The sequence below is a fragment of the Pseudomonas sp. MWU16-30322 genome (assembly GCF_020515535.1).
Classification (GTDB): domain Bacteria; phylum Pseudomonadota; class Gammaproteobacteria; order Pseudomonadales; family Pseudomonadaceae; genus Aquipseudomonas; species Aquipseudomonas fluorescens_H.
In genome coordinates this window covers 238,966-254,229 of sequence record NZ_JAIWYL010000007.1, presented here as the reverse complement: position 1 = coordinate 254,229, position 15,264 = coordinate 238,966, and the positions used below count along the sequence as shown (strand labels likewise).

Genomic DNA, 15,264 nt, shown 5'->3' with positions numbered 1-15,264 from the left:
ATTGCTGTTAACTGATACACCGTCATCGCGAGCAGGGTCACTGCTACAGGGGGTTTGCGTTTACTTGTGCTCGTGCACCACGTGCCACATCTCCTTCATGCCGTCACCTTTCATTTCTCCAGGTTTTTCGTCCTTCATGAAGGTGTACAACGGCTTGCCGTCATAAGCGTATTGCATCATGCCGTCATCGCGTTTGATGACCGTCCATTTGCCTTCAGCCTTGGCACCCGCCGGCGCCATCATCGGCGGCCAGTTCTTGGCGCAATCACCGTTGCACATCGACTTGCCGCCAGCGTCTTTGTCGAACGTATAAACGGTCATGCCTTTGTGGTCGACCATCATGCCGTCCTTCATCATGGCGGGCTCGGCCGCCATGGCTAATCCAGGCAATGCCAGTGCAGCAGCCAGCAGCAGAGCTTTGAAAGAAGCAGTCATTTGTGTCATGGAAACCTTCTTTTGTGGTTGTCAGGATTCGGACTTAGAGCTTAGTCCAGGATCACGCCAACCGCCGGGCGACTAAAATACTGTCACACGACTGCAATAATTCCGTTATCTAATGCGGCGCAAGACAGTTAAATGACAAGAGGATTAAGGCATGGTTGGCAGGAGCATTCTGATCGTCGACGACGAAGCGCCCATTCGCGAAATGATCGCCGTTGCGTTGGAAATGGCCGGCTATGACTGCCTCGAGGCGGAGAACTCGCAGCAGGCACACGCCATCATCGTTGACCGCAAACCGGACCTGATCCTGCTCGACTGGATGCTGCCAGGCACCTCCGGCATCGAACTGGCCCGCCGCCTCAAGCGTGACGAACTGACCGGGGACATCCCGATCATCATGCTCACCGCCAAGGGCGAAGAGGACAACAAGATCCAGGGTCTTGAAGTCGGCGCCGACGACTACATCACCAAACCGTTTTCCCCACGCGAACTGGTCGCCCGCCTCAAGGCTGTGCTGCGCCGCGCCGGTCCGACCGATGGCGAAGCGCCGATCGAAGTCGGCGGCCTGCTGCTCGACCCGATCAGCCACCGCGTGACCATCGACGGCCGTCCGGCCGAGATGGGCCCGACCGAATACCGTCTGCTGCAATTCTTCATGACCCACCAGGAACGCGCCTACACGCGCGGGCAGTTGCTGGATCAGGTCTGGGGCGGCAACGTCTATGTTGAAGAACGCACCGTCGACGTGCACATCCGCCGCCTGCGCAAGGCCCTCGGCGACGCCTACGAAAATCTGGTACAAACCGTGCGCGGCACCGGCTACCGGTTTTCCACCAAGGCCTGATCCGACCGCCAGACTCGCTGACAAGGACCGTATTTTCCGTGAATCAAAACTGGCATGGCACCCTGATTCGCCACATGCTGTTGCTGGTCACAGCGTGTCTGGTGATCGGCCTGATCACCGGCTATTACGGCTGGAGCCTCGCTGCAGGCCTGGGCCTTTACCTGGCCTGGACGCTCAAGCAACTGCTGCGCCTGCACGAATGGCTGCGCCTGCACCAACCCGATGAAGCACCGCCCGACGGCTACGGCCTGTGGGGTGAGGTGTTCGACAGCATCTACCACCTGCAACGCCGCGACCAACGGGTGCGCGGGCGCCTGCAAGCGGTGATCGACCGGGTGCAGGAGTCGACGGCCGCACTGAAAGACGCGGTGATCATGCTCGACAGCGACGGCAACCTGGAGTGGTGGAACCGCGCCGCCGAAACCCTGCTCGGCCTCAAGACCCCGCAGGACAGCGGCCAACCGGTGACCAACCTGGTACGGCATCCGCGCTTCAAGGAATACTTCGAGCAGGAAAGCTACGCCGAACCGCTGGAAATCCCTTCGCCGACCAATGATCGCGTGCGCATTCAGCTGTACCTCACACGCTACGGCAACAACGAACACTTGATGCTGGTGCGCGACGTTACGCGCATCCATCAGCTGGAACAGATGCGCAAAGACTTCATCGCCAACGTCTCCCACGAACTGCGCACACCGCTGACGGTGATCTGCGGCTACCTGGAAACCCTGCTCGACAACGTCGAGGAAGTGAACCCGCGCTGGAGCCGCGCCCTGCAGCAGATGCAGCAACAGGGCGGACGCATGCAGACGCTGCTCAACGACCTGCTGCTGTTGGCGAAACTGGAAGCCACCGATTACCCGTCGGACAACCAGCCGGTGCAGATCGATTCCCTGCTGCAATCGATCAAGAGCGACGCCCAGCAGTTGTCCGGGCAGAAGAACCAGAAAATCACCCTCGAAGCCGATGCGCGCATCCTGCTCAAGGGCAGCGAGGCGGAACTGCGCAGCGCCTTCTCCAATCTGGTGTTCAACGCGGTGAAGTACACCCCGGCCGAGGGCAACATCCGCATTCGCTGGTGGGGCGACGAGCAAGGCGCGCACCTGAGCGTGCAGGATTCCGGGATCGGTATCGACAGCAAACACCTGCCACGCCTGACCGAACGCTTCTACCGCGTCGATTCCAGCCGCAACTCCAACACCGGCGGCACCGGACTGGGCCTGGCGATCGTCAAACACGTGTTGCTGCGCCACCGCGCGCGGATGGAGATCAGCAGCGTGCCCGGTCATGGCAGCACGTTCACCTGCCATTTCGCCCCGGCCCAGGTGGCCCAGGCACGGGCCATCAGCGCCGCCGAGTGATACCGGCCAGCACGCGCCACTAGGCAATCGCCATGTCAGCCGCTACATTGGCTGACTTGCGTCTGCCTTTCAGGCGCGATTTCTTCTCTCTTACGAATCACACGGAACCTGCAAAACTCCATCATGGACCCTTCCCCTGGCTTGTCCCTCGCTACGATTTTCGCCGACTTCGGCATGATTCTTTTCGCTCTGATCCTGGTTTTGCTCAACGGCTTTTTCGTTGCGGCGGAATTCGCCATGGTCAAACTGCGCTCGACCCGGGTCGAGGCCATCGCTGACAAGAACGGCTGGCGCGGGCACATCCTGCGCACCGTCCACAGTCAGCTCGATGCGTACCTCTCGGCGTGTCAGCTCGGTATCACCCTCGCCTCCCTCGGCCTCGGCTGGGTCGGTGAGCCGGCATTCGCGCACATTCTCGAACCGCTGCTGAGCGCGGTCGGCGTGCACTCGCCGGAAGTGGTCAAGGGCATTTCGTTCTTCACCGCGTTCTTCATCATTTCCTACCTGCACATCGTCGTCGGTGAGCTGGCACCCAAGTCGTGGGCGATCCGCAAACCCGAGCTGCTGTCGCTGTGGACGGCGGTGCCGCTGTACCTGTTCTACTGGGCGATGTACCCGGCGATCTACCTGCTCAATGCCAGCGCCAACGCGATTCTGCGGATCGCCGGCCAAGGCGAACCCGGCCCGCACCACGAACACCATTACAGCCGCGAAGAACTGAAACTGATTCTGCACTCCAGCCGTGGTCAGGATCCGAGCGACCAAGGCATGCGCGTGCTGGCCTCGGCGGTGGAGATGGGCGAACTGGAAGTGGTCGACTGGGCCAACTCCCGCGAAGACCTGATCACCCTCGAATTCAACGCGCCGCTGAAAGAAATTCTGGCGATGTTCCGTCGCCACAAGTTCAGCCGGTATCCGGTGTACGACAGCGAGCGTCAGGAGTTCGTCGGCCTGCTGCACATCAAGGACCTGCTGCTGGAACTGGCGGCGCTGGACCACATTCCGGAGTCGTTCAACCTGGCTGAACTGACCCGTCCGCTGGAGCGCGTGTCGCGGCACATGCCACTGTCGCAGCTGCTGGAGCAGTTCCGCAAGGGCGGCTCGCACTTCGCCGTGGTCGAGGAGGCCGACGGCAACATCATCGGCTACCTGACCATGGAAGACGTGCTGGAAGTGCTGGTCGGCGACATTCAGGACGAACACCGCAAGGCCGAGCGCGGGATCCTCGCGTATCAGCCGGGCAAGCTGCTGGTGCGTGGCGATACGCCGCTGTTCAAGGTTGAGCGCCTGTTGGGGATCGACCTGGACCACATCGAAGCCGAAACCCTGGCTGGCCTCGTTTACGAAACCCTGAAACGGGTGCCGGAAGAGGAAGAAGTGCTGGAAGTCGAAGGCCTGCGAATCATCATCAAGAAGATGAAAGGGCCGAAGATTGTGCTGGCGAAGGTGTTGATGCTGGATTGATCGCGATTGCAGGACAGCTTTTGTGGCGAGGGAGCTTGCTCCCGCTCGGCTGCGCAGCAGTCGCAGAACTGTGTGCTAGGTGTATCTGATCGAACGCGGTTTCAGGGTTTTGGGGCCGCTTCGCAGCCCAGCGGGAGCAAGCTCCCTCGCCACAGTTGAGCTCCACTGCCTTTACTGTTTGCCCAACGCAAAGTTGGGCAGCGCCCCCAGCGGCTGGTTGAACTGATACGGAATCGACACCAGCCCCTGCCCCGTATTGCGCTGCACCACAAAGTGCAGGTGCGGGCCGCTGCTGTTGCCGGTGTTGCCGGATAGCGCCAGCGGGCTGCCGACCGTCACTCGCTGCCCCTCACGTACGCTCACCGAACCTTGCTTGAGATGCAGGTACACGCCCATCGTGCCGTCGTCATGCAGCACCCGGACGAAATTGCCGGACGCATCATTGCCGCGCCCGCTCTGCGAGTTTTCGGTTTTCACCACCACCCCGGCCCGTGCGGCAATGATCGGCGTGCCCACCGGCATGGCGATGTCCATCGCGTACTTGTTCTTCGGCCCGTAGTGGCTGTACTGGCCGTTGGCGCCCTGACTCAGACGGAACGGCCCGCCCCGCCACGGCAACGGATAGCGATAGCTCTGCGCGGCGCCAGTGGGGTCGCCCAGCGAGTACTGGAACTGCGGCGTATACACCAGCGGCTGGCTACCGCTAATCGCCGTCAGCAGTGCCAACCGGGTATTGCTGCGCGCCGGCAGCACCCGGCGGATCGTTTGCGCCGGGGCGCCACGCACATTGCTCATGCCGGTGAACGCCAGCGCCACCTCGACCGGCGCATACAGGTCATTGCGCACGAACACCACGTCGGTACCCCTCTGCTTCTTGATATCGAGGTACACCTGGCGCTCGAGGTGCTCGACCATGCGGTCCTGAAACACGAACACCTGCGAGCCTTTGCTCGGCCGGTCGCTGTACGAGACCACGCCGTTGGCATCGGTGGATTTGTAGATGGTCATGGCCACAGTCGAGGTGGAGGCCATGAAAAGACCACAGAAAAACAGCAGGCGCGCGAGCATGGGCAAAGGTTCTGTCGAGTAAGGCCTGGAAAAGAGCCTAGCAGCTGAGACAGACCAGGCTAGTCGACAGATGTTTCAAATTGGGCAGTCTGGAAAATGGACGTCGTCAGTGATGACCCCTTCGCGAGCAAGCTCGCTCCCACCTTGGAATGCATTTCAAAGGTGGGAGCGGGCTTGCTCGCGAAGGCGGTGTGTCAGGCGACGAGGATCAAGCGCCCGGAACGAAGTGCTTCTGCGCCGTGCCGCGGGCGATCAGGCGGGAGATGTAATCGAGCTTCTGCGCATCCTGATCGACGAAGCGGAAGGTCAGTTGCAGCCAGTCACTGTCGGCCTTCTGCTCGTGGGCAACGATGGCGTGCAGATAGCCGTTGAGGCGGGCGATTTCGGCGTTGTCGCCCTGCTCCAGATCGAGCACGGCGCTGTCGAGGATCTGTGGCAGGGTGTCGGTGCGTTTCACCACCAACAGCGCTTCCTTGATGCTCAGGGCCTTGATCACGCATTGCTGGGTGCCGCTCGGCAGGCGCAACTGGCCCTGGCCACGACCACCGGCCGGCGCTTTCGAGGCAGCCGGTGCCTGTACCGGCGGGCTGTTGAGCAAACCACGCGACGGCGCAGCGGCTGGCGACGGCGCGACAACAGCAGGCTTGGCGAACGGATTCACCGCAGCAGCGGCCGCCGGCGCAGTACCGACCACGGCAGGCTTGCCGCCGGTCAACGCGCTCAGGGAGTCGTTACCGAATGCCGAGTTCATCTTGGTCGGCGCGCTGTTCATCAGGGTATCGAGCTTGCCAACCTTGTTCAGCGCCTGCTTGACCTTGGTCAGCAGCTGTTCGTTGGTGAATGGCTTGCTGACGTAGCCGGTAACGCCAGCCTGAATCGCCTGCACCACGTTTTCCTTGTCGCCACGGCTGGTGACCATGATGAACGGCATGGTCTTGAGGTTGTCCTGCTCGCGGCACCAGGTCAGCAGTTCCAGGCCGGACATTTCCGGCATTTCCCAGTCGCACAGCACCAGGTCGAACGCTTCCCTGGCCAGCATCGCCTGGGCCTTTTTGCCGTTGATGGCGTCCTCGGTACGAATCCCCGGGAAGTAGTTACGCAGGCACTTTTTCACCAGGTCGCGAATGAACGAAGCGTCGTCCACGACCAACACACTGATCTTGCTCATCCAACACCCCTATAAAAATCCCGGCAAGCATACCGCTTTGCTGATGGCACATTGCCAACAATCTTCAGTCACGCCGGGACTTTTCGTTCGCGGGTGCTGCTTTTTAATTCGGTTTCCTGATTCAAGCGCCCAAACAAAAACGCCCGGCCAAAGGGCCGGGCGCTTTTCTCAGGCAATCTTACTTATCGTCAGCATTGCCCGGAACATTAGCGGTTTCGCCGCTTGTGCCCTCAACTTCTTCCTTCATGCGCTTGAGGCCCAGATGACGCACGTCGGTGCCGCGCACCAGGTAGATCACCAGTTCCGAGATGTTGCGCGCGTGGTCGCCGATCCGCTCCAGCGAACGCAGCACCCAGATAATGCTCAGAACCCGCGAGATAGAGCGCGGGTCTTCCATCATGTAGGTGGCCAGCTCACGCAGCGCGGTCTTGTATTCGCGGTCGATGACTTTGTCGTACTGCGCCACCGACAGCGCCAGATCGGCGTCGAAACGGGCAAACGCGTCCAGCGCATCACGGACCATGTTGCGCACCTGGTCGCCGATGTGACGCACTTCGACGTAACCACGCGGCGCTTCGCCTTCTTCGCACAGTTGAATGGCGCGACGGGCGATCTTGGTCGCTTCGTCGCCAATGCGCTCCAGGTCGATCACCGACTTGGAGATGCTGATGATCAGACGCAGGTCGGACGCCGCCGGCTGACGACGGGCGAGAATGCGCAGGCATTCTTCGTCGATGTTGCGTTCCATCTGATTGATCTGGTCGTCGATCTCGCGCACCTGCTGGGCCAGGCCGGAGTCGGCCTCGATCAGCGCGGTGACCGCGTCGTTGACCTGCTTCTCGACCAGCCCGCCCATGGCCAGCAGGTGGCTGCGCACTTCTTCCAGTTCAGCGTTGAACTGCGCGGAAATGTGGTGGGTAAGGCCTTCTTTACTAATCATGTTGGCGTCCTTGGAGCGTCCGGTAAGGTGCGGCGGGCCGCAGTCAATTCAGTGAGCGACAACCAGCGTCTGCTAGCCGTAACGACCGGTGATGTAGTCTTCGGTCTGCTTCTTCGCCGGATTGGTAAACAGGGTGTCGGTGTCGCCGAATTCCACCAGTTTGCCCATGTACATGAACGCCGTGTAGTCGGACACCCGCGCGGCCTGCTGCATGTTGTGGGTGACGATGACGATGGTGAACTTGGACTTCAGCTCGTAGATCAGCTCTTCGACTTTCAGGGTCGAAATCGGGTCGAGGGCCGAGCACGGTTCGTCGAGCAGCAACACTTCCGGTTCAACGGCGATGGTGCGGGCAATCACCAGACGCTGCTGCTGACCACCGGACAGGCCAAGTGCCGAGTCGTGCAGACGGTCTTTGACTTCGTCCCACAGCGCCGCGCCTTTCAAGGCCCACTCGACCGCTTCGTCGAGGATGCGCTTCTTGTTGATGCCCTGGATGCGCAGGCCGTAGACCACGTTTTCGTAGATGGTCTTGGGGAACGGGTTGGGCTTCTGGAACACCATGCCGACGCGACGACGCAGTTCGGCGACGTCTTCGCCCTTGCGGTAGATGTTGTTGCCGTACAGGTTGATCGCGCCTTCGACACGGCAGCCGTCAACCAGATCGTTCATGCGGTTGAAAGTACGCAGCAGCGTGGACTTGCCGCAGCCGGACGGGCCGATGAACGCGGTCACGCGCTGTTTCGGGATGTTCATGCTGACGTCGAACAGGGCTTGCTTGTCGCCGTAGTACAGGCTCAGGCCCGGCACTTCGATGGCCACGGTTTCCTGCTCGAGATTCAGGCTCTGCTTGTCGCGCCCCAGGGCCGACATGTTGATGCCGTGGGTAGGTGTTTCGTGCTGCATGGGAGGCTCCCTGTGCTAACAAATTCGGTTCGGTTAGCCGCTTGGTGCGGCTGTACTCAATCTAGGGTGGGAGCGGGCTTGCTCGCGAAGAGGCCGGCACACTCAACATCAATGTCGCCTGACCCACCGCTTTCGCGAGCAAGCCCGCTCCCACAGGGATATCAACTGTCCAAAGCCTTGTACTTCTCGCGCAGGTGGTTACGAATCCACACCGCCGACAGGTTGAGGATCGCGATCACCAGCACCAGCAGCAGCGCCGTGGCATACACCAGTGGCCGTGCCGCTTCGACGTTCGGGCTCTGGAAGCCGACGTCATAGATGTGGAAGCCCAGGTGCATGATCTTCTGGTCCAGGTGCAGGTACGGGTAGTTGCCGTCCACTGGCAGCGACGGCGCCAGTTTCACCACACCCACCAGCATCAGCGGCGCCACTTCACCGGCGGCGCGGGCCACGGCGAGGATCATGCCGGTCATCATCGCCGGGCTGGCCATCGGAATAACGATCTTCCACAGGGTTTCCGCCTTGGTCGCACCAAGGGCCAGCGAGCCCTCACGGACGGTACGCGGGATACGCGCCAGACCTTCCTCGGTCGCCACGATCACCACCGGTACCGCCAGCAGCGCCAAAGTCAGCGACGCCCAGAGCAGGCCCGGCGTACCGAAGGTCGGTGCCGGCAGAGCTTCCGGGAAGAACAGACGGTCGACCGAACCACCCAACACATAAACAAAGAAGCCCAGACCGAACACGCCGTAGACAATCGCCGGAACACCGGCGAGGTTATTCACCGCGATCCGGATGATCCGCGTCAGGGTGTTCTGCTTGGCGTATTCGCGCAGGTACACCGCCGCCAGTACGCCGAACGGAGTCACGATCATCGCCATGATCAGGGTCATCATCACGGTGCCGAAAATCGCCGGGAAGATGCCGCCTTCGGTGTTCGCTTCACGCGGGTCATCCGAGAGGAATTCCCAGATCTTGCTGAAGTAGAAACCGACCTTGGTGAAGGTGCTCATCGCGTTCGGCTGATAGGCGTGAACGACTTTGCCCAGGCCGATTTCGATCTCTTTGCCGTTGGCATCGCGAGCGGTCAAAGCGTCGCGGTTGAACTGCGCATGCAGATCGGCCAGACGCGCTTCGATGTCCTGATAACGCGCGTTCAGCTCGGCACGTTCGGCGTCCATGTCCGCTTGCGCAGTGGCATCAAGCTTGCCGTCCAGCTCCAGTTTGCGACCGTGCAGACGGATGCGTTCCAGGCCTGCGTTGATCGCCCCGATATCAGTCTTTTCCAGCGACTTGAGCTGCGCGGCGAGCTTGTTCACGCGGTCGATCCGCGCTTGCAGCTCAGGCCAGGCCGCTTCGCCTTCGGCGATCACCTTGCCGTCCTGTTTGACGTTGACCAGGTAGCCGTAGAAGTTGCCCCACTCGCGACGCTCGATCGCCATCAGTTCCGGCGGCGTAGTCTGGTTGGTCAGCCACTCGCCGACCACCCAGGTGAAGTCGTTGCCGTTCAGGTCACGGTTGCCGACCTTGATCAGCTCGCGGGTCATGAATTCCGGGCCCTGATCAGGCACCGGCAGGCCGGCGCTTTTCAGGCGTGCACGCGGCACTTCTTCTTTCTGTACCACTTCGCCGATGACCAGGTGATTGGCCTGGCCCGGTACGTCGTAGCTGGCATGGATCAGGTCCGCCGGCCAGAAGTGACCCAGACCGCGCACGGCAATCACCGCCAGCAGGCCAATGGTCATGATGACCGCGATGGACACCGCGCCACCGCTGATCCAGACGCCCGGGGCGCCGCTCTTGAACCATCCATTCAGGGAGTTCTGTTTCACAGACTTCTACCTTTCTTAAAGCGACGAGTATTTCTTGCGCAGACGCTGACGAATCAGTTCTGCCAGGGTGTTCATGACGAAGGTGAACAACAGCAGCACCAGCGCCGAGAGGAACAGCACGCGGTAGTGGCTGCCGCCGACTTCCGACTCGGGCATTTCCACCGCGACGTTGGCGGCCAGGGTGCGCAGGCCTTCGAACAGGTTCATTTCCATGACCGGGGTGTTACCCGTAGCCATCAGCACGATCATGGTTTCGCCGACCGCACGGCCCATGCCGATCATCAGTGCCGAGAAAATGCCCGGGCTGGCGGTGAGGATCACCACGCGGGTCATGGTCTGCCACGGTGTGGCACCAAGTGCCAGGGAACCGAGGGTCAAGCCACGCGGCACGCTGAACACGGCGTCTTCGGCGATCGAGTAGATGTTCGGGATCACCGCAAAACCCATCGCCAGCCCAACCACCAGAGCGTTGCGCTGGTCGTAGGTGATGCCTAGGTCGTGGGAGATCCACATGCGCATGTCACCGCCAAAGAACCAGTTCTCCATGTACGGGCTCATGTACAGCGACAACCAACCGACAAACAGGATCACCGGAATCAGCAGCGCACTTTCCCAGCCATCCGGGACTTTCAGGCGAATCGACTCAGGCAGACGACTGAAGGTAAAACCGGCGACCAGAATGCCGATCGGCAGCAGCATCAGCAGGCTGAAGATGCCCGGCAGATGCCCTTCCACATAGGGCGCGAGGAACAGACCGGCGAAGAAACCGAGGATCACCGTCGGCATCGCTTCCATCAGCTCGATCACCGGTTTGACCTTGCGGCGCATGCCCGGGGCCATGAAGTACGCGGTGTAGATCGCTGCGGCAACCGCCAGTGGCGCGGCCAGCAACATCGCGTAGAACGCGGCTTTCAGGGTGCCGAAGGTCAGTGGCGAGAGGCTCAGTTTCGGTTCGAAATCGGTGTTGGCCGCAGTCGATTGCCAGACGTATTTAGGCTCGTCGTAGTTTTCGTACCAGACCTTGCTCCACAACGCGCTCCACGATACTTCCGGGTGCGGGTTGTCGAGCAGCAGCGGTTGCAGCTTGCCGCCGGCCTCGACGATCACCCGGTTGGCACGCGGCGACAGACCGAACAGGCCCTGACCCTCGACCACCGGCTCGACCAGCAGGGTGCGGTGCGCGGTGCTGTGGAACACGCCGAGCTTGCCGCTGGCATCGAGGGCAACGAAGCCCTTGCGACGCTCTTCGGCAGTGATTTCAACGATCGGCGCAGTGCCCATCTGGAAGGTGCGGATCTGCTTCAGACGCAACTCGCCATCGGTATCGCGAGCCATGAACCATTGGGCCAGCCCCCCCGTGGAATCACCGATGATCAGCGAGATACCGCCCACCAGTTGGGTCGAGGCCGTGACTTGGGCGTCGGCGTTTTCCAGCAGTTTGTAGCGACCGTTGAGGCTCTTGTCGCGCAGGCTGAACACGTCGGCCTGGGCCCGCCCGTTGACCACGTACAGCCATTGCTGGCGCGGGTCGACGAAGATGTTCTTCACCGGCTCGGTCATCTGCGGCAGCTCGATACGCTTCTGCTCGTTGGTGACTTCGCCGGTCATCATGTTTTCTTCGCTGGTCAGCGCCAGCACATTGAGCTGCGAACCGGTCGAACCCACCAGCATCAGGGTCGAATCGGTCGCGTTGAGGCTGACGTGCTCCAGCGCCCCACCGCCCTCGTTCACCGCGATCGGCGCTTCGCCATACGGGTATTCGATGGCCGGAGTGATGGTTTTCTTGCCATCGGGGTAGCTGACTTTATAGGTGTGACGGAACACCAGCGCCTGGCCGTTGGACAGGCCCACGGCTACCAGCGGATGACCTGGCTGGTCTTCGCCAATGGAGGTCACGGTGGTGCCGGCTGGCACAGGCAGATCGACGCGCTTCAATTCAGCGCCACTGTCGATATCGAAGAACAGCGCCTGGCCCTTGTCGGAAACGCGCATCGCCACCTGATTCTGCTCTTCGAGCGAAATCATCAGCGGCTTGCCGGCGTCCTGCATCCAGGCTGGGGTAATGGCATCTTTCGCGGTCAGGCTCGCACCCTGGAACAACGGTGCAACGACGTAGGCGAGGAAGAAGAAGATCAGGGTGATGGCTGCCAGCACGGCGAGGCCGCCGACGAGGACGTACCAGCGGGTGAAGCGATCCTTGAGCGCGCGAATGCGGCGCTTGCGTTGCAGCTCAGGCGTATTGAAATCAATGCGCTTGGGAGGGGAAGTCGTAGTCATTGGGGAATTGGCCAGATCATTCATGCGCACACCCTAGCGATCCTGTATGACAGAAAGATGACAATGCAGTGACGCACCAAATCCGCCGCCAGCGGGGTACTGGCAGTGGATAGAAAAATTCGGAGGGTGTGGGAGCCGGCCGCTTGCGGGCCGGGCCCCACACTTGAGTCAGGCGGGGCTCACCCCTGACTCAATTTGTTACTTTTTTGCGACTTCAGCGCCGCCTTCCTGCAGACCCAGGTCAGCCAGTGCTTTTGCAGCAACTTTGGCTGGCAACGGGATGTAGCCGTCTTTCACTACGACTTCCTGGCCCTGTTTGGACAGAACCAGTTTCACGAACTCGGCTTCCAGCGGGGCCAGAGGCTTGTTCGGGGCCTTGTTCACGTAAACGTAGAGGAAGCGCGACAGCGGGTACTTGCCGTTCAGGGCGTTTTCTTCGGTGTCTTCGATGAAGTCAGTGCTGCCTTTCTTCGACAGAGCAACAGTCTTCACGCTGGCGGTCTTGTAGCCGATGCCCGAGTAACCGATGCCGTTCAGCGAGGAGCTGATCGACTGCACGACCGACGCCGAACCTGGCTGTTCGTTGACGTTAGGCTTGTAGTCGCCTTTGCACAGGGCTTCTTCCTTGAAGTAGCCGTAGGTACCGGATACCGAGTTACGACCGAACAGTTGCACTGGCTTGTTGGCCAGATCGCCGGTTACGCCCAGGTCGCCCCAGGTTTTCACGTCGGCTTTGGCGCCGCACAGACGGGTGGACGAGAAGATCGCGTCAACCTGTTCCATGGTCAGGTGCTGGATCGGGTTGTCCTTGTGCACGAACACCGCCAGGGCGTCCACGGCAACCGGGATTGCGGTTGGCTTGTAGCCGTATTTCTGCTCGAAGGCCGCCAGTTCGGTGTCCTTCATCTTGCGGCTCATCGGGCCCAGGTTGGAGGTGCCTTCAGTCAGCGCAGGTGGCGCGGTTGCAGAGCCAGCGGCCTGAATCTGGATGTTTACGTTCGGGTATTCTTTCTTGTAGTTCTCAGCCCACAGGGTCATGAGGTTGGCCAGAGTGTCGGAACCAACGCTGGACAGGTTGCCCGAGACACCGGTGACTTTGGTGTAAGCCGGAATTGCCGGGTCAACGCCAGCGGCTACCGCGTGGGCAGTCGCAACGCCAGCAGCGACAAAAGTCATTGCCGCCATCAAACGCTTCAGTTTCATGCCTTACTCCTAGCAGATAGGGGGTGTTAAGTCGGGGCCAAGTATCAGCAGGCCGTGTGAACACTCTATGGCTGAAATATGACAATTGGATGAAAGGCCAGTATCGGGGTTTTGCAGGATGATTCGAAGATCTCAGAGAACAACACAGAACTAATGTGGGAGCGGGCTTGCTCGCGAAGAGGCCGTGTCAGCCTATTCATATGCAGACTGACACAACGCATTCGCGAGCAAGCCCGCTCCCACAGGTGAAGATTTTCAGCGCCCCTTCTTCCAGAGCCACGCCCCCACCAGAATCCCCATCGTGCAAAGGACGGCCACATAGTAAGCCGGGCCCATCGCACTTTCTTTAAGCAGCAGGCTGACCACCATCGGCGTCAGGCCACCGAAGATCGCGTAAGCCACGTTGTACGAGAACGACAATCCGCTGAAGCGCACCACCGGCGGGAACGCCTTGACCATCACGTATGGCACCGCACCGATGGTGCCGACCAGCAGACCGGTCAGCGCATACAGCGGGAACAGCCAGTTCGGGTGATCGGCGAGGCTGTGATAGAAGGTCCAGGAACTGATCAGCAAGCCCAGCGAACCGAAGACAAACACCCGGCCGGCGCCGAGACGATCCGCCAGAGCACCGGAGATGATGCAACCAACGCTCAGGAACACGATCGCCAGGCTGTTCGATTGCAGCGCCACCGTTGGCGAGAAGTGATAGACCGTCTGCAGCACGGTCGGGGTCATCAGGATCACCACGACGATCCCGGCGGACAGCAGCCAGGTCAGCAGCATCGAGATCGCAATCGCCCCGCGATGGTCACGCAGCACCGCGCGCAGCGGCACTTCTTCGGCCAGCGCCTTGCGCAGTTGCAGTTCGGCGAACACCGGGGTCTCGTGCAGCCAGCGGCGCAGATACACCGAGAACAGACCGAACACACCACCGAGCAGGAACGGGATGCGCCAGGCGTAATCCGCGACTTCCCCCGGCGTATAAATGCTGTTGATTGCCGTAGCGACCAGCGAGCCGAGCAGGATACCCGCCGTCAGGCCGCTGGTCAGGGTGCCGCAGGCGTAGCCGATGTGCTTTTGCGGCACGTGTTCGGAAACGAAGACCCACGCCCCCGGCACCTCACCGCCAATCGCCGCGCCCTGGATCACCCGCATCAGCAGCAGCAAGATCGGTGCCCACATACCGATCTGCGCATAGGTTGGCAGCAGGCCCATGATCAGGGTCGGCACGGCCATCATGAAAATGCTCAGGGTGAACATCTTTTTGCGTCCCAGCAGGTCGCCGAAGTGCGCCATGACGATGCCGCCCAGCGGCCGCGCCAGGTAACCGGCGGCGAAAATGCCGAAGGTCTGCATCAGGCGCAGCCACTCGGGCATGTCGGCCGGGAAGAACAGCTTGCCGACCACGGTGGCGAAGAACACAAAGATGATGAAATCGTAGAACTCCAGCGCACCGCCCAGGGCCGATAGCGACAGAGTCTTGTAGTCATTGCGGGTCAGGGGTCGTGCAGGTTGCTCGGGCTGCGCGAGGCTCGAAGGCGCTGTGGTCATGGCAAGGGCTTCTCTTATAGTCGGATCCGCCGCCACAACAACGCTGGCTGTGGCTTCGGCAGGTTCGGCACCATAGCAAATTGTTCGAAAAAGCACATAGAGGCGCGTATTTGACGGTCAAAATCAGAACCCGATGGTCGTCGCGGAGTCTACCGACCGATATACTCGCAACCTTGCTCCGGTTTGTAGGGGGTTGCTGTGCGAAA

General features: G+C 60.9%; 12 protein-coding genes. 3 read left to right on the top strand and 9 right to left on the bottom strand.

What is annotated here, in order from left to right; translation table 11 throughout:
- Positions 1-60: 60 nt before the first annotated feature.
- Positions 61-444, bottom strand: a complete 384-nt coding sequence (locus LCH64_RS16495) for a hypothetical protein (RefSeq protein ID WP_103483755.1) — start codon at positions 442-444, stop codon at positions 61-63.
- A gap of 151 nt (positions 445-595) precedes the next feature.
- On the opposite strand from LCH64_RS16495, the gene phoB reads away from it, so the two are divergent.
- The 3 genes from phoB (at position 596) to LCH64_RS16480 (ending at position 4,110) form a co-directional block, all read left to right on the top strand.
- Positions 596-1,285 (top strand): phosphate regulon transcriptional regulator PhoB, encoded by a 690-nt coding sequence (phoB, locus tag LCH64_RS16490; protein WP_003229608.1) that lies wholly within the window; start codon positions 596-598, stop codon positions 1,283-1,285.
- 74 nt (positions 1,286-1,359) lie between these two features.
- Positions 1,360-2,646, top strand: coding sequence for a phosphate regulon sensor histidine kinase PhoR (gene phoR, locus LCH64_RS16485; protein ID WP_260525088.1), 1,287 nt, complete (start codon positions 1,360-1,362; stop codon positions 2,644-2,646).
- A 123-nt stretch (positions 2,647-2,769) separates the two neighbouring features.
- Positions 2,770-4,110 (top strand): hemolysin family protein, encoded by a 1,341-nt coding sequence (locus tag LCH64_RS16480; RefSeq protein ID WP_226500755.1) that lies wholly within the window; start codon positions 2,770-2,772, stop codon positions 4,108-4,110.
- Between the two features lie 171 nt (positions 4,111-4,281).
- On the opposite strand, the gene LCH64_RS16475 is transcribed toward LCH64_RS16480, so the two are convergent.
- The 8 genes from LCH64_RS16475 to LCH64_RS16440 form a co-directional block, all read right to left on the bottom strand.
- On the bottom strand, positions 4,282-5,178 hold the full coding sequence (locus tag LCH64_RS16475) for a M23 family metallopeptidase (RefSeq protein ID WP_226500754.1): 897 nt from the start codon (positions 5,176-5,178) through the stop codon (positions 4,282-4,284).
- 208 nt (positions 5,179-5,386) lie between these two features.
- Entirely contained in the window at positions 5,387-6,346 is a 960-nt protein-coding gene (locus LCH64_RS16470; RefSeq protein WP_226500753.1) for a response regulator, read from the bottom strand.
- Positions 6,347-6,524: 178 nt separating this feature from the next.
- Positions 6,525-7,286, bottom strand: a complete 762-nt coding sequence (phoU, locus tag LCH64_RS16465) for a phosphate signaling complex protein PhoU (protein ID WP_003229617.1) — start codon at positions 7,284-7,286, stop codon at positions 6,525-6,527.
- Between the two features lie 72 nt (positions 7,287-7,358).
- Positions 7,359-8,192, bottom strand: coding sequence for a phosphate ABC transporter ATP-binding protein PstB (pstB, locus tag LCH64_RS16460; protein WP_103484627.1), 834 nt, complete (start codon positions 8,190-8,192; stop codon positions 7,359-7,361).
- Between the two features lie 161 nt (positions 8,193-8,353).
- Positions 8,354-10,024: a phosphate ABC transporter permease PstA gene (pstA, locus tag LCH64_RS16455; protein WP_003229620.1), complete on the bottom strand. Its 1,671-nt coding sequence runs from the start codon at positions 10,022-10,024 to the stop codon at positions 8,354-8,356.
- Positions 10,025-10,039: 15 nt separating this feature from the next.
- On the bottom strand, positions 10,040-12,073 hold the full coding sequence (locus LCH64_RS16450; protein WP_198286833.1) for an ABC transporter permease subunit: 2,034 nt from the start codon (positions 12,071-12,073) through the stop codon (positions 10,040-10,042).
- A 426-nt stretch (positions 12,074-12,499) separates the two neighbouring features.
- Positions 12,500-13,504, bottom strand: coding sequence for a phosphate ABC transporter substrate-binding protein PstS (locus LCH64_RS16445; RefSeq protein ID WP_086792482.1), 1,005 nt, complete (start codon positions 13,502-13,504; stop codon positions 12,500-12,502).
- Positions 13,505-13,759: 255 nt separating this feature from the next.
- A complete protein-coding gene (locus LCH64_RS16440) occupies positions 13,760-15,058 on the bottom strand; it encodes an MFS transporter (RefSeq protein ID WP_003229625.1) in 1,299 nt (432 codons plus the stop codon).
- Positions 15,059-15,264 lie beyond the last annotated feature (206 nt).